Here is a 19,850-nt window from a genome sequence, read left to right on the forward strand (position 1 = left end):
CGGGTGGGACCGTGGTTCGGCGGGAACTCACGCCCAGGAATCGAACAAAACGTGAATCCCATACCTGGAACATCACCCGAGGGGCCGGTTCCGTCGGGCCGCAGATTGCTTCGACTGGAGGTCCGCAATGCGCAAACCCCCATCGAACGCAAGCCGAACTGGATCAAGACCCGCGTCAAGACGAGTCCTGCGTACGCCGAACTCGAGGGCCTGGTCGAACGCGAAGGACTGCACACGGTGTGTGCGGAAGCCGGCTGCCCCAACATCTTCGAATGCTGGGAAGACCGCGAAGCCACGTTCCTGATCGGCGGTCGGCAGTGCACGCGCCGCTGCGACTTCTGCCAGATCGACACCGGCAAACCCACCGACCTCGACCGGGACGAGCCCCGCCGCGTCGCCGAGTCCGTGCACGCGATGGGACTTCGGTACTCCACTATCACCGGGGTTGCCCGCGACGACCTGCCCGACGGCGGCGCCTGGCTCTACGCCGAAACCGTCCGACAGATCCACGCCCTCAACCCCGGGACCGGCGTCGAGAATCTCGTCCCCGACTTCAGCGGAAGGCCCGACCTGCTGGCTGAGGTGTTCGACTCCCGGCCCGAGGTGCTCGCCCACAACCTCGAGACCGTGCCGCGGATCTTCAAGCAGATCCGCCCCGCGTTTCGCTACGAACGCTCGCTCGGTGTGCTCGCCGCGGCCCGCGACTTCGGCCTGATCACCAAGTCGAACCTGATCCTCGGTATGGGGGAGACCCCACAGGAAGTGCAGCAGGCGATGATCGACCTGCACGATGCCGGCTGCGACATCCTCACCATCACCCAGTATCTGCGTCCCTCGCCGCGGCATCACCCGGTAGAGCGGTGGGTCGAGCCGGAAGAATTCGTCGAGTACTCGAAGGCCGCCGAGGAGGTCGGTTTCGCCGGCGTCCTGGCGGGGCCGCTCGTGCGTTCCTCGTACCGCGCCGGCCGCCTCTACGCCGACGCCATGGCTCACCACCGCCGTGAACTCGCGGCTCCCCTCAGCCATCTCGCCGAAGCGCACCCGTCAGGAGATTGACCACATGAGTTCCGCTATCGAAGACAACCGCATCATCGAATTCGCCCGTCGCCGGCTGCCGTACGGGGGCGGAAGTCCCGGCGACCTTCTGGTCGAATTCGGTATGACCCCAGCCGATTATCTGATCCGGTTGGGTGAGATCCTCGACAGCCCTGTCGCCTTACGACTGCACCCCCGGCTACGTGCGGACCTGCGCAACTTCGTCGCTGCGCGCACCCCTGCGCCGCGCGCCGCGCCGAATCGGAGCGACCAGGTTCGGAGAGGATCCCGGTCCGCCGCGGTGTGAGCCCCGGGAGCAGGGCACGCGTGCCCCCGGATTCGTCGACACGGAGGCGGCGGGGTTCGGAGCGAGATGTTCGCAGGCGGAATGTCACCTGATCACACGGACTTCGACACCGTCCGCGAACCGGTACGGCTGGGGCGTCAGCACAGGGCCGAGGCTCTTGCGCAGCCGGGAGACCTCGGCGCGGACGGCAACGATGTGGTCCCGGTCGCCGAACAGGGCCTCGCTCAACGACGCGGCATCGATACCGGCCGATCGGGTACGTGCCAATACCCTCAGAATCTGCGCGTGCCGCGGTGACAGGGCACGCGTCCATTCCATCTCCCCCCGCACCGTCGCCCGAGGGGCCGCCCCCAGGTCGAGTTCGAGTTCGATGGCCGTCCGTTCCGCGCGGCGGCGCACCAACCATGCGTCACCGAGCGGTTCGGGTACGCAAAGTCCGAGACCGGGCACGAGCAGTGGTCGGTCGGCCTCCGGTGATGCCAGTCGTTCGGGAACGCCGATGCCGCTGGCTGCCACGACCCAGCCGTGACCGTCCACGACGACAGCAGGCCCGCACGTCCTTGCGAGCACCGGCGCCGCGTCAGTACGGAGCCTGTCGAGGTGGGCGGCATGCTCGCGCCAGAGCATCGACTCAGCCAACCGCACAGCCGTCTGCACGAGGGCCACGGTGGCCGGATGCACCGACATCGCCGACCCGCTGAGATCCAGTACGCCGAGTACCTCGCCGGAGCGTGGATCGTGGACCGGTGACCCCGTACACGACCAGCCGTAGTGGGACCGCGCATAGTGTTCGGCCGAGAAGAGCTGTACCGGAGCGTCCTCGACCAGCGACGTGCCGACAGAATTGGTGCCTACCGACTTCTCCGACCAGCGGGCGCCTTCCACGAATCCGAGGACGTCAGCTTCCCTCTGCACGTCGCGTGCACCCTCTCGCCACAGCACCACCCCGTCCGAGTCGGCGACGACCACGATGAAGTTCGCGTCGCTCGCCACCTCGGTCAAGGCGCCGCGTAGCTCGGGCAGAACCGACCTCAGGGCACTTCGTGCACGGCGAGCTTCGAGTTCGGAGACGTCCGCGAGTACGACGTCCTCACACCGGGCGGGACTGACACCGTCTGCCCGAAGACGCGACCACGACCGGGCGACAACGTCACGCGGAGGCACCGGCGGCGTCCGACCGGACATCACCGCGTCGTGGACGTCGCTCAACAATCGGGCGCGTCGCGACAAGTCTTCACCGGAACCGAAAGCGAGCAACCGTTGGCGCGCCGAACTGGCCCTACTCACACCGTTCAGCCTACCGTCAGGAGTGTGAGCCGCACCATGGCCCCTGCCGTCTGCGGCCATCAGGAACGCGGAAGTCGTCGACGATCTCACACACTCGTCGAGGAGTGGTTCGTTGCCGGCGCCTGCGACGGATTCAACCTGATGTGTCCGGCGTATCCGGATTCGCTGGACGACTTCGTCGACCTCGTCGTCCCGGAACTGCAGCGCCGTGCCCTGTTTCGCACCACGTACCCGGGTACCACGTGGCGCGACAGTCTGGGAATGTGGTCCTTCGCGTAAATGCGCTCGGGTGATGGCGCCGCTCGGGTAGTGCACAGCGCGGTTATGGGTCCTGCTCGTCGAGCACCCGCCCGATGAAGCCACCGAGTCGGGTCTCGAGGTGGCGGATCCGAGTCTCGCTGGGCAGTGCTCGATCGGGCTGATTGCCGGGCAGTGGCAGCAGCTCTCGCACATACAGTGAGCACGCGAAGTTGCTGCACATGTAGGTTCCGATGCTGTTTCCGGCCTTGCCGCCGGCGCCGGCCTTGCGTGCCGTGAACAGCGCCGTTCCGCCGATGCGGTGAACGGCGTGGCAGATGGTGCACATCGTGCTGCGCGGCCGGGACCTGTCGGTCTCGGCCTGTCGCAACTCGATTCCGATCACCTGCCCGGCGTGCTGGGCAATCAGATACGCGCGAAGCGGGGCTCGGGGGTCCGTCCAGCCGAAGAAGTCGAGTTCCGCCCAGCGCACGGTGTCAAAGTCGGGCGGGAACGTCACCGTCCTGATCTTGCTGCGCGAGCTATTGACGAACGATCCGAGGACGTCGTCGCGGGACGGTGCCTGCATCACCACTATTCCTTCCACGTTTGATTCATGAAACAAGTGGAGTATAAACTCGCGGGCATGGGTCGCCACAAGGATGTCGAGCGTCGGCGGGCACTCCTCGAGGGCTGCTGCGCCTACGCCGAGGAGCAGGGGCTGTTCGGTCTCACCCTGCGCCCGCTGGCCGATCGGCTCGAAACGTCGACCCGAAATCTCCTCCACCACTTCGGCAGTCGTGAGAACCTGATCGTCGAGATCGTCGACCGCACCCTGGTGACCCATCTGACCGCGTCGCGGGATCTGCTCCTGCGGATCCGCGATCTCTCGGCCGACGAGTCGTCGCCGTCGGCGACCGCCGCCCACGTGACCGCCGTGATCTCGCAGGGGCTCGAGATGGCGTGGGCGGAAGCGCACACGCCGGATGGGCGCCGGCGAACCGCCATGTTCTTCGAGATCTATGCCGCGGCGACGCGGGATCCCGAGCTGCAGCAGACATTCCTCGTCCCGGTGGTGACGGAATGGGTCGACCCCATGGCCGCGGCGATCGAGGCCGCGGGCGCGTCACCGGGCGCGGCCCGGTCCGTCGCCTCGCGCATCCTCGCGGCCCATCGAGGTCTTCTCCTCGAGGATCTCGCGCTCGGCTGCAACGTCGCCACCGATGCCGCGCATCGGGACGCCGTCCTGGCGGTCCGTACCGAGATCTCCCGTGCGACTTCCTCGGGCGGGGAAGGGGTCCATGACCCGGCGGAGTGAGCAGCCCGCCAGTCGTTCGTCGCGATCTCGTTCGCACCGCTGTTCCGGGCTTTCCCGGCGTCGCCGGGGTCGCCGGCCGGCCTGGTATCGAGCCCCGGCTCGATCGGCTGACCGGCACGAGCTGCCGGACCTTTCCTGGGCAACTGTTCTCACCAGGCCTGCAATCTTCGACACACCGGTCTTGCTAACGATAACGATTATCAGTAGCTTCTGTGGCGCTGGGTACTGCGGGAGATGCGAGCGGAAGGCCACGTGTGGCACACCTACTGCTGGTGGAGAGCTGGGTCGGCGCAATGGGAACGTTGCTGCCGAGAGCGATTGCCGACCTGGGAGTCGAGTTCACGTTCCTGACCCGACGGCCGGAGCACTACCCGGACACCCTGCCGGACGGTTCCCCGCATCCGCTGCGTCTCGGTCGCGCGGTAGCGACTGCCGAGACCAACGATCCGGCTGCCGCACTCGAGGCGGCGCGGCGGATCGATGCCGAGGCAAGGATCGACGGCGTCCTCACCAGCTGCGACTACTACCTGCCGACCGCCGCGCGAATTGCCTCCGCACTCGGACTTCCCGGTCCGACACCCGAGGCGATCGAGACCGCCTGCGACAAGGCGCGCACCCGGGCGGTGTTGGATTGCGTCGGTGTCCCGGGGCCGCGGCACACCACCGCGTCGGTCGACGACACGATCCGGCTCCGTACCGCGGCCGAGTCGGTGGGATTCCCCTTGGTGGTCAAACCCACCGATCTGTGTGCGGGAATGTTCGTGCGACGCGCGGACAGTTGGCTGGATGTCGAGTCGGCGGTGCACGCGCTGCGGGGGTTCGAGATCAATGCGCGCGGGCAGCGGCGGAACTCGACGGTGTTGCTCGAGGAGTTCCTCACCGGCCCGGAATTCAGTGTGGAGAGCTGGATTTCGCGCGGCAAGGTCCACACGGTCGGCGTGACCGACAAGAGCTTGGGTGGGGCGTCGGGTTTCGTGGAGACCGGGCACATGTTCCCGGCCGACCTGGCTGAGGGGGACCGCGCGAGAGTGGTGGCCGCCGCGGAGGAGGCGATCGATGCGGTGGGTCTCGATCACGGTGTGGTGCACACCGAACTACGCCTGACCGCCGCCGGGCCGCGGATCATCGAGATCAATCCACGGCCGGCCGGCAATCAGATCACCGAGCTGATCCGGCATGTGAGCGGAGTCGACCTGCCGCGGGTGGCGGTCGAGCTCGCACTGGGACGCGAGCCGATCGTCCCGACGGTCCCGGACGAGGACCGTGACGGCGGACGGCCCTCGAGCGCAGCCGTGAGCATGCTGGTGCCGACGAGGGCGGGTGTTGTCACCGGAATCGAGGGAGTGGACACCGTCGCAGCCGATCCGTCGGTGGTCTCGGCGGCGTTCAAGGGGCCCGGTCACCGAACCACGCCGGGAATGGACAACAACAGCTACCTGGGCAGCGTCGTCGTCATCTCGCCGGAGCGGTCCGGGGCCCGCCCGCTGGCGGAGCGCCTGTTGTCGTCGATCTCCGCCACATACGGCGAGGAGCCGGCGTCATGACCGCCGCCTCAGCGATCGGTACCGTGACGAACGGTCGCCTGGCTGCGCTTCTCGAGCGCTACCGCACCGACCCTGCCCGGCGTCCCGCGCGCGACGTGGTGGTGTCGGTTGCGTTCACCACGTCACAGGGAGTACGGCACGGCGGGCGCAGTGGCGGCTACCGCAACCAGGTGATCTCGCTGCGGGTGGGGGCTGCGACGGGCTCGTGCGCGGTCGAGCCGGGCTCGGTGGATCCGGAGATCGTGCACGCGTGCGCAGGGGTGGCGGTGGCCGATCTGCTGCACCATGCCGAGATCGCCGTGCAGATCGCCGCACTCGACGCTTACCTGACGCACCAGCGCCCGCACTCGGGTGAGCCCCGCGCAGTGACGGTGCAGCTGGATTCCGGGGATTCGCTGCAGCGCTCGCTGGCCCGGGCGCATCACGTGACCGGGCTGGTCGACGCACCACCCGACGGGCGGGTGCTGGTGATCGGAGTGGTCAACTCGCTGCTCGTCAGCTTGCGCGAGCGCGGGCTGCGGTACGTGCCGTGTGATCTGAAGGGCGGCACCACCGAGTGGGGTGAGCCGATCGTTACCGACTTCGCCGAGCATCTCGACGAGTGTGATGCGGTGCTGGCCAGCGGAATGATGCTGGGCAACGGCACCGTCGACACCTTGTTCGCGCGGGTGGCAGGGTCCGGCCGGCGGCTTCCGGTCACGATGTTCGCCCAGAGTGGCGCCGCGGTCGCCCGGGAGTTGCTCGGATGCGGCATCGACGCACTCTCCGCCGAGCCGTACCCGTTCTTCTGGCTGACCGGGGACGCCGGCCCGATCTACCTGTACCACGGGTCGCGTGCACGATGACCGTGATCGATTCGCCGGCGCGGGTGGGGAACAGCCCACTCGTGCGCATCCTCGCCCCGGTGCCGAACCCGCATCCGGGCTACTTCGCGAAGATCGAGTCGCTCGGCTTCGGTGGGCTCAAGGCGCGGTCGGCCCTGTCGATGCTGGCCGGTGCCCGGCGACGCGGGGAACTGCGTGACGGCGCGCGGATCGTCGAATCCACCAGCGGCACTTTGGGGGTCGGGCTGGCATACGTGGCACAGCCACTCGGCCACCCCGTCACCCTGGTGGTGGACTGCGAGCTCGAACCCGCCATGCGCAATCTGCTGTGCGCGCTGGGTGCCACCTTGGAGATCGTGGGCCGTCCGCACCCGGAGGGCGGGTGGCAGCAGGCCAGGCTCGACGTCCTGCACCGGATTCTTGCCGCCGACCCGGATGCGTACTGGCCCAACCAGTACGACAATCCCGACAACGCCGTGGGCTACCACGGGCTCGCCGACGAGATCGTCGCGGGCCTGGCCGCACAGGGTATCGAGCGGGCCGAGGTGCTTGTGTGCAGTGTGGGCACCGGCGGCCACAGCAGCGGAGTGGGTCTGCGGTTGCGGCAGGTGTGGCCGGACCTGCGGATCATCGGGGTCGATGCGGTGGGGTCGACGATCTTCGGACAGCCTGCCGCCTGCCGGGTCATGCGGGGACTGGGCAGCAGCGTGCATCCGGGCAATGTGCGATACGAGATGTTCGACGAGGTGCACTGGGTCGGCCCGCGCGAGGCCGTGCACGCCTGCCGCAGCCTGGCGCGGGACGGGTTCCACACCGGCGGCTGGTCGACGGGTGCGGTGGCCACGGTGGCCGGGTGGGCGGCCACCCGCTGGCCGGGCCCGGTGGTCACCGTCTTTCCGGACGGCCCCGACCGCTACCTGCGCACCATCTTCGACGACGACTGGTGCGCTCGGCACGGCCTGCTCGCTCCGCCGCGAACACATCCGCACGAGATCGCCGAGTGCGGTGACCCGGCGGAGTGCTGGACGCGGTGCGAATCCGTGCGGGCCCCGCACCCGTCGGCGAGGGACCGGATGGAGACGGCGCGATGAGCCTGACCTGGTCGGTGAGCACCCTCGCCCTGGCCCGGCCGTTCCGGATCAGCCGGGCGGTGATGGCGTCCCGCCAGGCGGTCACGGTCACCGTGACCGATCCCGAAACGGGATCGTGCGGCCGCGGCGAGGTCGTCACCTCCGTGTTCGCGGGCCTGGACGTGCACCACATCGAGACCCAGCTGCGGGCAGTCGCGGCGTACTGCGGTGCCCGAGGGATCCCCGAAACGATTCCGGCACAGGTGCACCCGGCGGTTGCCGGCGCCGTGTGGTCCGCCGTCGCCGACTACCGGGCACGCGTGAACAGGCAGACGGTCGCTGCGCACCTCGGGTTGCCGCTGCCCGCCGAGATCCCGATCTCCCGCACCCTCGGAATCGGTGCGCCCCAGGACATGGCCGCCGAGGCCGCCGAGTTGTCCGGGTGTGGGTTCGCTCTGCTGAAGGTCAAGACCGACGCCGACCCGACCGAATCGGTACGGCGGCTGGCCGCCATCGCCGCTGCCGCTCCAGGCGTGGATCTGATCGTCGACCCGAACGAAGCGTGGACCGCGGCCACCGCCCTGTCGGTGCTCGCCGACAGCGGTGGTCTGCCGATCGTCGCGCTCGAACAACCGCTGCCGGTGCACGACCGCGACGGAATGCGGGAGCTGCGCAGCCGCACCGATCTTCCGCTCGTCGCGGACGAGGCCGTCCACGGCCTGGCGGACCTGGACGAGCTGACCGGCCTCGCGGACGTGGTGAACATCAAACTCGCCAAGTGCGGCGGCATCTACCGCGCCCACGCACTGGCCGCGGCGACCGGCGCGCGCGGAATGGAGGTGATGCTCGGCTGCCTGGTGTGCAGCTCGCTGGGTATCGCCCCCGCGGCGCAGCTGGCGTCCCTGGCCCGATGGTGCGACCTGGACGGGCACCTGCTGCTCGCCCGAGACCCGTGGGCCGGCCTCGGGGGTGAAGACGGAAAGCTGCGCCCGAGCGGCCTGCCCGGACTCGGCGTGTACCGACCCGACAACGAGGAAACGCGATGACCGGCACCGACTCCCCGGCAGGGACATTCGCTCTGCTGCGCAGCTTCCCCCGCTCGGTACAACTGCTGGTGCTCAACCAGTACGGCGTCAACACCGGCTTCTACATGCTGGTGCCGTACCTGTCCATGCATCTGACCGGGAACCTGGGTCTGTCCCTGACGATCACCGGCCTGGTCCTCGGGGTGCGTACCCTCAGCCAGCAGGGCTTGTTCCTGATCGGGGGCACCGCTGCCGACCGGCTCGGACCCCATCGGGTCATCATCGCCGGCTGTGCCCTGCGGTCGGTGGGCTTCGCAGTGTTCGCTGTGGGCACCAGCGTGCCGCTGCTGCTTCTCGCCTCAGTTCTGTCGGGATTGGCTGGGGCTCTGTTCAATCCGGCCGTGCGCTCCTACATCGCGGTCGCCGAACCCCGGCGCCGGGCGGAGGCATTCGCGGTCTTCAACGTCTTCGCACAGGCGGGGGCACTGTCCGGACCGCTGATCGGCAGCGCGCTGCTGACGGTGGACTTCCGTACCGTCGCCGTCGCCGCGGCGGCCGTCTTCGCCGCCCTCACCCTGGCGCAGTTGCGGTTTCTGCCCTCCCACCCGGTGGACCGCGCCGAGACGACGGTGCTCCGCGGCTGGGGTGCGGTGCTGGCCGACCGCCGGTTCGTGCTGTTCACCGTGACCATGCTCGGGATGTTCGCCCTGCAGACGCAGATGTACCTGGTGTATCCGGTGCTGGCCGGGCGGATCACCGACTGGAGTGGGGCAGTGGCGGTGCTGTTCCTGTCCACCACCGTCTTCGGTCTGCTCGCCCAGGTGCGGCTGACCCGATGGTTCGATCGCCACACCAGCCGGGGCACGGCCATCACGGCGGGGCTGATGTTGATGGGCGCCGCGTTCGTGGTGGCACTGCCGGTCCTGTGGGGCGAACCCTCCCACGGCGCGGGACGGATCGGGCTGACGCTGGCGCCGTTGTTGCTTTCCGCCCTGATCCTCGAAGCGGGCATCCTGATCGCGCAGCCGTTCGTGATGGAACTGATCCCGGCATACGGGGCGTCGAACATCTCCGGAACTCTGTTCGGGATGTTCTACCTGGTCTCCGGGGTGGCCGCCGCCGGCGGCAATGCGTTGATCGGGTACGGCCTCGACCTGGGCAACGGGTGGCCCGGTGCGCTGGTGTGCGTCGCCCTTGCGTGGGGTTCGGCCACCGGGATCTGGCTGTTGCACCGCCGCGGCCTGCTCGCCGACCAGGCCGGAGCGCGGACATGACCACGGCTGCAGGGGCTCGGAACCTGTTGACGGACAACCCCGCTCTGTACGAGGCACGATTCCCCGACCCCGACCACAGTGCCGCCCGGTTCGTCGACGACATTCTCGCGACCTACCTGACCTCCGACGACGCGGCGCCGCGGACACACCCGGCGACGGTGCTGGACCTGGGCTGCGGCACCGGCCGCGACCTGGGATACCTGGCCCGGCGGGGATACCGTTGCCTGGGCATCGACCAATCCCCGGCGATGGTGCGATACGCGCAACAACAGTATCCCGGCGTGAGAGCCGCGGTCGGCGACCTGCGCACCTTCGAGGTCGACGCGAGCGTCGACGCCATCGTCTGCCTCGACAGTGCCCTGCTGTACTGCCACACCGACGCCGAGCTGGAATCGTGCCTGCGCTGCTGCCGCAGGCACCTACGTCCCGGTGGGTTGCTGATCGCCGAAATGCGCAACGGCGCCTTCTTCCTCGGCAACCCCGAACTCCTCGACGGCCCCACCCACTCGGCCTTCTCCTGGCACGGTCACACCTGGCGGGCGGAGACCACCCTGTGGATCGACCACGCCGCACAGCTGCTACGCCGCAGCCGGCAGTGGCAGATCCCCGAGTGCACCGAGCCCCTCGTCCAAACCTCGGCGTGGCGGCTGCTGTTTCCGCTGGAGCTGACCGGCCACCTGCAGCGCGCCGGATTCGTGGTTCGGGCACTGTTCGACACGCCCGGACCCCGCACCGAGACCGGCTGGCCGGGACGAGGAACCGATCTCGGCGGCACTGCTCTCTGCGGCGACCGGCTGCACGTGATCGCCGAGGCCGTCTGATTCACCCCCACGCTCCACCCCGACCCGCTCGATCCACTGCCCGAGGAGATACCCCGATGAATCCGATTCCCCTGCCACCGCTTCCGCACCTGAGCCGGCGCTCGTTCCTCGGACTCGGCGCCGCCGCCGGCGCCGTACTGCTCGGCGCATGCAGCACGAGCGGCGAGACCGCCCCCGCGGCCACCGCCGCGCCCCGGGACGGCGGCCGACTGCGAGCGGTGTTCGCCGGCGGCGGCGCACAGGAGGTGTTGGACCCGCACAAGACCAACCTGTACGCCGACGTCGCCCGCGCGAACGCGCTCTACGACAAGCTCGTCGAATACGGCGACGACCTCGGTCCGGTACCGCGGCTCGCCACCGCCTGGCATCCGAACGCCGACGCGACCACCTGGACGGTGGAGCTGCGCCCGGCGGTCTTCCACGACGGCCGGCCGGTGCGCGCCGCCGACGTGCTGTACTCCTACCAGCGGATCCTGGACCCGACGAACGCACTGCGCCCGCGGGCCTCTCTCGAGGTGATCGACATCGCGCGCTCCCGAGCTCTCGACGACCACATGATCGAATTCGTCTGCGCCCGCCCGTGCGGGGAACTGGCGAACGTGCTGGCCGCGTTCGGCGCCTACATCATCCCGGAGGGCACCACCGACTTCAGCCGTCCGATCGGCTCCGGGCCGTTCACGTTCGTCTCGTTCGAACCGGGTCGCTCGCTCGTCACCGCGCGATTCCCCGACTACTGGGACGGCGCCCCTCACGTGGACGAACTCGAGATCCTCACCGCTCCGGACGAGACCGCACGGATCAACGCCCTGCTCGGGGGGCAGGTCGACTACGCCGACGACCTCGGTGTCACCTCGGCGCGCACCTACGAAACCGATGCCCGGATGCAGATCCTGCGGTCCCCGCGCAGCGCAATGTCGGCGTTCGCGATGAAGGTGGACCGGCCACCCTTCGACAACGTGGATCTGCGGCGGGCGATGTTCGCCCTCGTCGATCGCGACGAGCTGGTCACCACCGTGCTGGGGAGCACCGGTGTGGTCGGCAACGACCTGTTCGGCAAGGACTTCAAGTACTACGCCGCCGACCTGCCGCAGCGCACCATGGACCTGGACGAGGCCGAGGCCCTGATCCGCAAGGCCGGCGCCCGGAACACCACCATCGAACTGCAGACCACCGGCGCCACCAATGGATTCGTCGAGGCCGCGAACATCCTCGCCGAACAGGCCGGTCGCGCCGGACTGCGCATCGACGTCAAGGTGACGGAGGGATCGACCTATTGGACACACACCCTCGACGAGGGTGTGTTGTCGAGTTTCCGTTCCGGGGCCATGCCCATCGAAACCCACTTCGCGCAGCGGATGCTGTCGACCTCGGCGAAGAACTACACCCAGTGGCGCCGCCCCGAGTTCGACGCATTGTTCGCCACCGCCAGCGAAACCACCGACGAGAACATCCGGGCCCGCGCATATCAGCAGATGCAGTCGCAGCTCCACAGCGAGGGAGGTCTGCTGGTGTGGGGCTTCTCCGACGGCCTGCACGGGATGGCGCCGCACCTGGCGGGGATGGCCGAGAACGCGCCCAGCAACACCCTCGGGTACGCCCGCTTCGACAGGGCCTGGCTTTCGTGATGCTCGCCCGCTACGCCGGTACCCGCCTCACGGTGGGACTGGCCCAGGTGCTGGGCGTACTCGTCGTCGTCTTCTCGATCGCCTCCGCGCTGCCGGGGGACGCTGCGGTGGTGATCGCGGGCGATGACGCAGATCCGAGGCGGATTGCGCAGCTACGCGAGCTCCTCGGGCTGGACCGGCCGCTGTCCGTGCAGTTCGGGGACTGGCTGACCGGTCTGCTCGGCGGCGACCTGGGCACCTCCGTGGTATCCGGTCGCCCGGTCACCGCGATGCTGGGCTCGGCGCTGGCGCCGACGCTGACCCTCGCCGCTCTGGCGTTCGTGGTGCTCGTCCCGCTGGCACTGCTCCTCGGAGTGGTCGCCGCGGTGCGCCGCGGCCACCGGATCGACCGGGCCGTCACCGCCCTGACCGTAGCGTTCTACGCGGCACCGGAATTCGCGTTGGCGATCGTGCTGGTGGCAGTGTTCGCGGTCGGGCTGGGATGGTTCGCGCCCACCGCGGTCGGCGCCGGCGGTCCGTTGCTGATGCAACCGGAGCTGTGGGTGCTGCCCGTACTGGTGCTGGTGATCCGCCCGGTGTGCTCGCTGTCGCGGTTGGTGCGCTCGTCGCTGATTACCACCCTCGACACCGAATACATCCGGCACACCCGTCGCCTTGGTGTGCCCGTGCGCCGGGTGATCTGGCGGCATGCCCTGCCGGGCTCGCTCACCCCGGCGGCACAGCATCTCGCGCGGGTCGCCGATTGGCTGCTCGGCGGGGTCGTGGTCGTCGAGGCGGTGTTCGCGCTCGGCGGTCTCGGGCAGTTGCTAGTCAGCGCGGTCAGCAGCCGCGACATTCCGCTGTTGATGGGATTGGTGACGGTGTTCGCGGTGATCACGGTGGCGGTGAACACGGTCGCGGACATCGCGGCGTTCCAGCTCAACCCCACGGCCGGACTGGCATCGTGACCGGCTCCACGCTTCTCGAGCGTGCGGGTGGGCGGTCCCGGGTGCGCATCGGGGCTGCCCTGACCGCGGTCCCGCTCGCGGTCGCGCTGCTGGGGCCCCTGTTCACCGAACCCGGTGCCCGTGGCCCGGCGTTCACCTACGGGGACCAGTGGCTCGTGGGAACCGACTCCGAGGGGCGCGACCTGCTCGCGCAGGTCCTGCTCGGGGGGCGCTCGCTGGTGCTGGTGGCCGCGGCATCCGTGGCCCTGACCTACCTGCTCGCCGTGCCGTGGGGGGCAGCTGCCGCGACCGCTCGGGTACGGATCGTCGACGAGATGCTGATGCGCCCCCTGGACCTGCTGCTGTCGCTGCCGTCGATCATGGTGCTGCTGCTGGCCGTTGCGCTCACCGACGCCGACCTGGTCGTTCTGACAGTCACCGTGGCGGTGCTGCTGTTCCCGGATGCGGCGCGTCTGGTGCGGGCATCGGCGCTGCACGCCGCGCACACCCCGGCCATGGAGGCGCTGCTGCTGCAACACGAAACCTGGTGGCGCCGGCACCTCGGCTATCTGGGACGATCGCTGCTCCCGGTCCTCGCGGCAGACGCAGGACTGCGGTTCGTCGGGGCGATCTACCTGGTTGCCTCGGCCAGCTTCCTGGGGGTGAGCGCGGACTCCGCCGGCACCGACTGGGCCGTGATGATCGACCGCAACCGCGCGGGCCTCGCCCTGGTCCCGTGGGGTGTCGTCCTGCCCGCGGCCCTGATCATCGCCTTGGCGATGGGTGTGAATCTGCTGTTCGACTCCGGCGCTCGCGCGGTAACACGCGAGGTGTCGACGAGGAAGTGGCGATGACCGAGGTAATCCCGGCGGCCCCGGCCGCCGCTGTGCCCAGCGGCACCATCCGAGTGCGCGGTCTGACCGCACGGACACGGGATCGGCTCCTGGTCGAAGGCGTCGACCTGGACATTCCCGCCGGGATGGTCACCGCGCTCGTCGGGGCCTCCGGGAGCGGCAAGACCACTACCGCGCTGGCCTTGATGGGCGAGCGCCGCCCGGGGGTCGAAGTGACCACGACCGCCCTGGACACGGGCGGGGCACGGTTCGGGTATGTGCCCCAGCACCCCTCCTCGGCGCTGAACCCGGCCCTGCGGATCGGTACCGTGCTCGACGACATCGCTCGTGCCGGCCGACGGCACGGGCATCCGGTGACCGTGGCCGACGCACTCGAACGTGCAGGATTCGCCGATGATCCGGGCATGCTGCGCCGTTACCCGCATCAACTGTCGGGCGGACAGCAACAACGACTGGTCATCGCCCAGGCTCTGCTGACCGACCCGACATGCCTGATCCTCGACGAACCCACTACCGGGCAGGACCCGGCTCGTCGCACGGCGGTCCTCGACGAGATCACCCGACTTGCCCGGCAGGGCCTGACGATCGTGCTCGTCACCCACGACCTGGACGCGGTCCGCGCGGTCGCCCAGCGTGTGATCGTCATGGGCGGCGGCCGGGTGCTCGAGACCGGTGACGCCGCGATCCTGCCGGTCGCCGCCCCGCGGATCCCGCAGACACGCGCCGACAGCGATGATTGCCGCCCGACCCGGGCCGACGCCCGGTTGATCCTGGACGCCGTCTCGGCGGGGTACCGCAACACCGAAGTTCTGCAGCGTTACTCGCTCTCGTTGCAGCCGGGCGAATGTCTGGCACTTCACGGCCCCTCGGGTTGCGGTAAGACCACCGCGGCTCGGGTCGTCGCGGGCTTGCACCCACCCACGGCCGGGCGGGTTCTTCTCGACGGCCACCCGTTGGCCGCATCGGTACGGCGACGGACCCGGCACCAAGCGGCGGCGATCGGGTACGTCTTCCAGGACGCCAAGGCGGCCTTCGACCCGTACCGCAGCGTGTGGGATCAGATCCTGCGCGGTCCGACACGCCTGCGCGGTGCCACCGGCCCGGAAGCGGCCGCGGCGGCCCGCCGCGCGCTCGACCAAGTGGGTCTGGCCGAACGGATCACCCGACAGCATCCCTCCGCACTTTCCGGCGGCGAGGCCCAGCGCGCCGCCCTCGCCCGTGTCCTGGCGGTCGAGCCGTCGCTGCTCATCTGCGACGAAGTCACCACGGGACTCGACCCCGCATCCCGACAGCGGGTGCTCGACATCTTGTCCGATCTCGTACGAACACAACGCATATCCCTGCTGATGATCAGCCACGACGGCGCCGTGGTGGACGCGGTCGCCGACCGGATCGTCGACATGACGCTCCCGGCCACGAACGGGGAACCGCCGTGAGCGCGCATCGCCGCGTCCGTCGCCGAGGAAACCCGACTGTATCCGCACCGAGCCCGAACCGGACAAATCACTCGCGTTCGGGGAGTCGGTTGTGTCAGTCTCTCGGACATGACCGTGCACGACGCCCTCACCATCCGTACCGCCACCGACGACGACTGGCCGGCCCTGGAGCTGCTCGACTCGGTGGCGTTCGGGTATCACCCCATCGATGCCGATCGGACGCTGCTTCGTCCGATGTTCCGCACGGAGAACATCGTGGTGGCGACCGAGCGGGGGGCGCCGATCGGTCAGGCGCTGTATCTGGACATGGAGCTCACCGTGCCCGGCGGGCACCAGGTCCCGGCATGTGGTGTCAGCTGGGTTTCGGTCGCTCCCACGCACCGTCGCCGCGGCGTGCTGCGGTCGATGTTCACCGAACTGCACCGCCGGATGGAGGCGACCGGGGCACCGCTGGCCGCCTTGACCGCCAGCGACGCCGGCATCTACGGGCGCTTCGGATACGGTCCGGCCACCGTCGCCACCGAGGTCACCGTCGATCGGCGCTTCGCTCGCTTCCGCGAGGACGCCCCCGATCCCGGCGGGGTGGTCCTTGCCGACGCTGTGACGGCGGCCAACCAGTTGCCGGAACTCTACGACCGGTGGCGGTTGCGCACGCCGGGAGCGCAGGCACGTCCGAAAGCCGAGTGGGACTACACCTTTGCCGATCCCGAAGAGCGCCGCGACGGCGCCTCGGCGCTGTTCTTCCTGGTTCATCCCGACGGGTACGCGACCTTCCGCCGCAAGGGATCCGACGCCGAGCCGGTCGCGGTGGTCGAGGAGTTGGTCGCGATCACCGACGACGCTCACGCCGCGCTGTGGCGCACCCTGTGCGGACTGGACCTGACCCACCGCATCGAAACCGTCCAGCATCCCGACGATCCGCTGCGCCTGCTGCTGACCGACTACCGCCTGCCGCGCACCACCTCCCGGGTGGACGAGTTGTGGCTGCGGATCATGGACGTGCCGGCCGCGTTGACCGCCCGCGACTATGCCGCCGATCTGGACACCGTGCTGACGGTCCGAGATCCGTTCCGCAGCGCCGGGGGCACTTTCGCGTTGACGGTACGCAACGGCCGGGCCCGGTGTGTCCGCACCGACTCGGCGCCGGTGATCACGCTGGATCTGGACGCGCTATCCGCGTTGTATCTCGGCGCGCACAGGGCCCGCACATTTGCTGCCGCCGGCCGGGTGGAGGCGCGCAGCGCCGGTGACATCGACGACCTGGACCGCGCATTCGACGTCGCCCGCCCCGCAATGTTGGGCTGGCACTTCTGAATCGAGCGCTGACCTGTGTCTTATCGGCACAGTGCGGGGCTCTCATGATCTGGTCGGATTTCTCGAGTTGTGACCTTCAGCAGTCGGCGGGCCGGGAGGGCGCCGCTCAGACACCCGAGTTAGGGGTCAGGGCTCGGCCGGGGGCACGACCTGCTGACCCGGGTGTAGGCGTGCCTGCAGCTCGATCCCGCCGCCGGTCGGTGCCGGCGGCAGCGCACCGTCCACACCACCAGCACCCACAGTGCCGCCCGGGGCGTGCCGAGCCTGGAGCCGATGACGTCGACGGTGGCTGTCGATGCCACGGTCAGTCACACCAGCACGATCACCGAGGTTACCGCCGCGAGCCCGCCACACCTCCGGACTGCGCGGACCGGCGACGCGTCAGCTCGGCGACGTCGATTCGACGACGTGTTCAGGTCAATCGGCGACCAGTCGCGCCGACCCGTAGCGTCCTGCGCCGTGCTCTCGTTGTCGACGGATCACGTAGCAGCCCGGAGCGATACCCGTCGCCCCGTGCTCGGGGTGAAGAAGATACGCCGTCCCGGTGGTCTCGACGATGCCCAGAGCGAGACCCATGGTGTCCCGGACGGGAGTCGTCCACGTGCAGGTGCCCTCGTCGGCGACGAGGGAATGCGGGTTGCCGCCGGCGGCGCTCCGCAGCAACTCCACTCCCGATCGTGGCACCCGGATGGAGCGCGCCCACGATGTGCGTTCGACGGCGGCACCGACCATCGGGTAGGGGATGACGATCAGATCACCTTGAGCCTGGAGACCACCGGTCACCGGGACGGTGACCTCCCGGTCCAGGTGGTCGAGGACGTCCAGCCCGCTGAGGGCCGTGAGGTCGGACAGTGTGAGTTCGGAATGCATGGGATCACCTTGGTGGGGTTCAGGTTCGGCGAACGAGTTGTGCATAGTCGGTACCGCTGATGCCATAGGTCCAGCCCGCGGCGTCCAGAGCGGACGGAACCCATTCGGGGACGTGAAGGCCGTACCGGCGCCGTTGCCCGTCGCGTTCGACGGAACCGTTGACGACGAGCAGGATCCGGCCGGGGCGACCCCAACCGGTCGGGGATGCATACAGTCCGAGCGTGCATCCCGGGTTTCCCGGATCGTCTGCATGGTCCACGAGTGCGAGCGCGGCCATGTCGATGTACCTGTCCCAGCCGATTCGCTCGACGGCGCATCGGCGGACCTCGACATTGCGCTCGTCGTTGATCCGCTCGACGGTGGGATCGAGGACGACCCAATCGGGAACGATGGTGCCATGTTGCACGAAAACATGGCTGCCGTCCGAGAATTCGAGCGCCGGACGATCGGGGTGGTGTAAGCGGCGTTCGTTGTGGACGCCCTCGGGTGTGGGTTCGGTGTGCACGGCGGTGGGCCGTTCGGCCATGACGCAGACTCCGTCGAACGCCCACCACCACCCGGTGGCGCGGACCAGTGCGGCCTGAAGATCGAGAAGGTCGCCGTCGCGCGACTCGAAGCTCGCGAGGCCGAAGCGTCGGACCGTGTCGTAGTACGCGACCCGATGTGCCTCCTGTTGCCCGTACCAGGTGACGCCGGGAGTCGGGCGCGGCCACAGTGTGCGTATCGCCGTCGCGACACCGACGTACAGAGAGGTCCGCAACGAATCCCACACGGCCGCACGAACGAGCGGGCCCGGCCGGTGCCGCCGAAGTATGCGCGCGTCCATCCGGTCACGGGACGCGGACCAGAGTGCGGCGATCCCTGCCGAAGGGTGTGCAGGCTTTCCGAAGCGCAGCGGGGGGACCGATAAGCTTTCGTCGGCAATCAACTGCAGTGCCGCTGGGGGAGAGGGTACCCAGACGAACTCCGGTTCCTCGAACCCCGCTCGTCGGTAGAGTCCTGCGACGGCGGATTCCGCGGAGGGCCGGTCGGAAGGTCTCGTACACAGTCCTTGCGCGAGCCAATGGTCGCGCCGGACGGACACCGCGGCGGCAATCGCGTGAGGATCGGTGATTCTGGTGGACAGGGTGCGGTGTGGAACCGCTGATGAGATCGGCACGGCGCTCACCGGATGGTGGCGGTGGCCGCCTTTCCTGTAGTCATGGTTATCGAGGATGGCACGGGAAGGCTCTGGGCGCAAGCAATTGTCCCGCCCAGGCATTCGGACGTGGACGAAGACCGGCGCCTACTTCATCGGCCGATCGTGACCGTCATCGATCGTCGTACGGGACTGCTGCAGAAGGGCATTCTCGGAGCTACCGCCGCGTCCAGGGCAACGGATCGACACATGGGCAACGGCGCGCGCGTCAGCCGATCTGCTCGAAGAGGGACACGATGATCCCTTCGGGTCCACGCACGTAGGCCATCCGCACGCTGTTCTCGTACTCGCCGATGCCGCCGATGAGCCCGTATCCGTCCGCAGCCACCGCATCGACGGCCGCTTGGAGGTCGCCGACCTCGAAGGACACGTTGCGCAGCCCGAGCTCGTTGGCCATCGCCAAGGGTGATCCGGGCACGTGGTCGGGCGTGACGAAGGTTGCGAGCTCGAGTCGGGTCCCTCCGTCGGGCGGCCGCAGCATGGCGATCTCACAGTGCGCTCCGGGGATGCCGCAGACGGTCTCCACAAACTCGCCCTCCACGGATCCGGTGCCCTCCACTTCGAGACCCAGTCCGACGAAGAACGCTGTCACCGAGTCGAGGTCCGCGACGGTGATGCCGATGTGGTCGAAACGTTTCACGTGCGCCATGGGATCCATCCTCCGATTGTCGTTGTGCCGATGCTGGGACGGAGGCGGGTCTGGGATCTCGACATGTACTTGCCGCAGAGCTGCGGGCGACCCGTGGTGTCGAAGGTCGCTGCCGTCCTGCACGTACCGGACCTCGCTGGTCATGGGCACGCATCCAGTGTTGTCCCGGGTGCTACGAAACCTGAGAAGTGACACGCGAGCGACCGGGCCGTCCGCGACGTCACCGAGGAGATCGG

The 19,850-nt window shown here is 68.9% G+C and carries 19 protein-coding genes and 1 pseudogene; 15 read left to right on the forward strand and 5 right to left on the reverse strand.

Going from position 1 to position 19,850, the window contains the following annotated elements; all coding sequences use genetic code 11:
• The first annotated feature begins 51 nt into the window (after positions 1–51).
• Both lipA and G6039_RS11325 read left to right on the forward strand, forming a co-directional pair.
• Entirely contained in the window at positions 52–1,056 is a 1,005-nt protein-coding gene (gene lipA / locus G6039_RS11320; protein WP_051446023.1) for a lipoyl synthase, read from the forward strand.
• 4 nt (positions 1,057–1,060) lie between these two features.
• Positions 1,061–1,342: a DUF3263 domain-containing protein gene (locus tag G6039_RS11325; RefSeq protein ID WP_043798625.1), complete on the forward strand. Its 282-nt coding sequence runs from the start codon at positions 1,061–1,063 to the stop codon at positions 1,340–1,342.
• A gap of 84 nt (positions 1,343–1,426) precedes the next feature.
• On the opposite strand, the gene G6039_RS11330 is transcribed toward G6039_RS11325, so the two are convergent.
• Positions 1,427–2,554 (reverse strand): helix-turn-helix domain-containing protein, encoded by a 1,128-nt coding sequence (locus tag G6039_RS11330; RefSeq protein ID WP_206530954.1) that lies wholly within the window; start codon positions 2,552–2,554, stop codon positions 1,427–1,429.
• Between the two features lie 171 nt (positions 2,555–2,725).
• Here G6039_RS11330 and G6039_RS11335 point away from each other — a divergent pair.
• Positions 2,726–2,908 (forward strand): annotated as a pseudogene (locus tag G6039_RS11335) (LLM class flavin-dependent oxidoreductase); the annotation flags it as partial.
• Positions 2,909–2,951: 43 nt separating this feature from the next.
• On the opposite strand, the gene G6039_RS11340 reads toward G6039_RS11335, so the two are convergent.
• A complete protein-coding gene (locus G6039_RS11340; RefSeq protein ID WP_043798618.1) occupies positions 2,952–3,455 on the reverse strand; it encodes an FBP domain-containing protein in 504 nt (167 codons plus the stop codon).
• Positions 3,456–3,512: 57 nt separating this feature from the next.
• Between G6039_RS11340 and G6039_RS11345 the strand changes: the two genes are divergently transcribed.
• The 12 genes from G6039_RS11345 to G6039_RS11400 all read left to right on the forward strand — a co-directional run bounded on the left by G6039_RS11345 (position 3,513) and on the right by G6039_RS11400 (position 16,897).
• Entirely contained in the window at positions 3,513–4,184 is a 672-nt protein-coding gene (locus tag G6039_RS11345) for a TetR/AcrR family transcriptional regulator (protein WP_152103879.1), read from the forward strand.
• 254 nt (positions 4,185–4,438) lie between these two features.
• Positions 4,439–5,728, forward strand: coding sequence for an ATP-grasp domain-containing protein (locus G6039_RS11350; RefSeq protein ID WP_006944236.1), 1,290 nt, complete (start codon positions 4,439–4,441; stop codon positions 5,726–5,728).
• Entirely contained in the window at positions 5,725–6,573 is an 849-nt protein-coding gene (locus G6039_RS11355) for a hypothetical protein (protein WP_043798616.1), read from the forward strand. Before G6039_RS11350 ends, G6039_RS11355 begins: the two co-directional genes overlap by 4 nt.
• Positions 6,570–7,643, forward strand: a complete 1,074-nt coding sequence (locus G6039_RS11360) for a PLP-dependent cysteine synthase family protein (protein WP_043798614.1) — start codon at positions 6,570–6,572, stop codon at positions 7,641–7,643. The genes G6039_RS11355 and G6039_RS11360 overlap by 4 nt, the downstream gene beginning before the upstream one ends.
• Positions 7,640–8,668: an enolase C-terminal domain-like protein gene (locus G6039_RS11365; RefSeq protein ID WP_043798729.1), complete on the forward strand. Its 1,029-nt coding sequence runs from the start codon at positions 7,640–7,642 to the stop codon at positions 8,666–8,668. The genes G6039_RS11360 and G6039_RS11365 overlap by 4 nt, the downstream gene beginning before the upstream one ends.
• Positions 8,665–9,921 (forward strand): MFS transporter, encoded by a 1,257-nt coding sequence (locus tag G6039_RS11370; protein WP_006944254.1) that lies wholly within the window; start codon positions 8,665–8,667, stop codon positions 9,919–9,921. The genes G6039_RS11365 and G6039_RS11370 overlap by 4 nt, the downstream gene beginning before the upstream one ends.
• Complete coding sequence (locus G6039_RS11375) at positions 9,918–10,742, forward strand: class I SAM-dependent methyltransferase (protein ID WP_043798611.1); 825 nt, start codon at positions 9,918–9,920, stop codon at positions 10,740–10,742. Before G6039_RS11370 ends, G6039_RS11375 begins: the two co-directional genes overlap by 4 nt.
• 56 nt (positions 10,743–10,798) lie before the next feature.
• Entirely contained in the window at positions 10,799–12,367 is a 1,569-nt protein-coding gene (locus G6039_RS11380) for an ABC transporter substrate-binding protein (RefSeq protein ID WP_006944259.1), read from the forward strand.
• The gene (locus G6039_RS11385) at positions 12,367–13,314 is read left to right on the forward strand and encodes an ABC transporter permease (protein ID WP_043798608.1); all 948 of its coding nucleotides are present in this window, start codon (positions 12,367–12,369) and stop codon (positions 13,312–13,314) included. Before G6039_RS11380 ends, G6039_RS11385 begins: the two co-directional genes overlap by 1 nt.
• On the forward strand, positions 13,311–14,147 hold the full coding sequence (locus tag G6039_RS11390; protein WP_043798604.1) for an ABC transporter permease subunit: 837 nt from the start codon (positions 13,311–13,313) through the stop codon (positions 14,145–14,147). The genes G6039_RS11385 and G6039_RS11390 overlap by 4 nt, the downstream gene beginning before the upstream one ends.
• On the forward strand, positions 14,144–15,583 hold the full coding sequence (locus G6039_RS11395) for an ABC transporter ATP-binding protein (protein ID WP_043798601.1): 1,440 nt from the start codon (positions 14,144–14,146) through the stop codon (positions 15,581–15,583). Before G6039_RS11390 ends, G6039_RS11395 begins: the two co-directional genes overlap by 4 nt.
• Before the next feature lie 108 nt (positions 15,584–15,691).
• The gene (locus G6039_RS11400; protein ID WP_006935090.1) at positions 15,692–16,897 is read left to right on the forward strand and encodes an enhanced intracellular survival protein Eis; all 1,206 of its coding nucleotides are present in this window, start codon (positions 15,692–15,694) and stop codon (positions 16,895–16,897) included.
• A 417-nt stretch (positions 16,898–17,314) separates the two neighbouring features.
• On the opposite strand, the gene G6039_RS11405 is transcribed toward G6039_RS11400, so the two are convergent.
• The 3 genes from G6039_RS11405 to G6039_RS11415 all read right to left on the reverse strand — a co-directional run bounded on the left by G6039_RS11405 (position 17,315) and on the right by G6039_RS11415 (position 19,614).
• Positions 17,315–17,767, reverse strand: coding sequence for a hypothetical protein (locus tag G6039_RS11405; RefSeq protein WP_006935093.1), 453 nt, complete (start codon positions 17,765–17,767; stop codon positions 17,315–17,317).
• Positions 17,768–17,786: 19 nt separating this feature from the next.
• The gene (locus G6039_RS11410; protein ID WP_043798596.1) at positions 17,787–18,935 is read right to left on the reverse strand and encodes a DUF6745 domain-containing protein; all 1,149 of its coding nucleotides are present in this window, start codon (positions 18,933–18,935) and stop codon (positions 17,787–17,789) included.
• A 238-nt stretch (positions 18,936–19,173) separates the two neighbouring features.
• A complete protein-coding gene (locus G6039_RS11415; RefSeq protein ID WP_029545944.1) occupies positions 19,174–19,614 on the reverse strand; it encodes a VOC family protein in 441 nt (146 codons plus the stop codon).
• Positions 19,615–19,850: the final 236 nt, after the last annotated feature.

The sequence above is a fragment of the Rhodococcus aetherivorans genome (assembly GCF_011058165.1).
Lineage (GTDB): Bacteria > Actinomycetota > Actinomycetes > Mycobacteriales > Mycobacteriaceae > Rhodococcus > Rhodococcus aetherivorans.

Excerpts from the sequence above, each read along its gene's own strand:
- G6039_RS11365 (WP_043798729.1), top strand. The coding sequence starts at position 7,640 with ATGAGCCTGACCTGGTCGGTGAGCACCCTCGCCCTGGCCCGGCCGTTC.
- G6039_RS11325 (WP_043798625.1), top strand. The coding sequence starts at position 1,061 with ATGAGTTCCGCTATCGAAGACAACCGCATCATCGAATTCGCCCGTCGC.
- G6039_RS11345 (WP_152103879.1), top strand. The coding sequence starts at position 3,513 with ATGGGTCGCCACAAGGATGTCGAGCGTCGGCGGGCACTCCTCGAGGGC.
- G6039_RS11375 (WP_043798611.1), top strand. The coding sequence starts at position 9,918 with ATGACCACGGCTGCAGGGGCTCGGAACCTGTTGACGGACAACCCCGCT.
- G6039_RS11395 (WP_043798601.1), top strand. The coding sequence starts at position 14,144 with ATGACCGAGGTAATCCCGGCGGCCCCGGCCGCCGCTGTGCCCAGCGGC.
- G6039_RS11405 (WP_006935093.1), bottom strand. The coding sequence starts at position 17,767 with ATGCATTCCGAACTCACACTGTCCGACCTCACGGCCCTCAGCGGGCTG.
- G6039_RS11340 (WP_043798618.1), bottom strand. The coding sequence starts at position 3,455 with ATGCAGGCACCGTCCCGCGACGACGTCCTCGGATCGTTCGTCAATAGC.
- G6039_RS11370 (WP_006944254.1), top strand. The coding sequence starts at position 8,665 with ATGACCGGCACCGACTCCCCGGCAGGGACATTCGCTCTGCTGCGCAGC.
- G6039_RS11355 (WP_043798616.1), top strand. The coding sequence starts at position 5,725 with ATGACCGCCGCCTCAGCGATCGGTACCGTGACGAACGGTCGCCTGGCT.
- G6039_RS11385 (WP_043798608.1), top strand. The coding sequence starts at position 12,367 with ATGCTCGCCCGCTACGCCGGTACCCGCCTCACGGTGGGACTGGCCCAG.
- G6039_RS11415 (WP_029545944.1), bottom strand. The coding sequence starts at position 19,614 with ATGGCGCACGTGAAACGTTTCGACCACATCGGCATCACCGTCGCGGAC.
- G6039_RS11400 (WP_006935090.1), top strand. The coding sequence starts at position 15,692 with ATGACCGTGCACGACGCCCTCACCATCCGTACCGCCACCGACGACGAC.
- G6039_RS11380 (WP_006944259.1), top strand. The coding sequence starts at position 10,799 with ATGAATCCGATTCCCCTGCCACCGCTTCCGCACCTGAGCCGGCGCTCG.
- G6039_RS11360 (WP_043798614.1), top strand. The coding sequence starts at position 6,570 with ATGACCGTGATCGATTCGCCGGCGCGGGTGGGGAACAGCCCACTCGTG.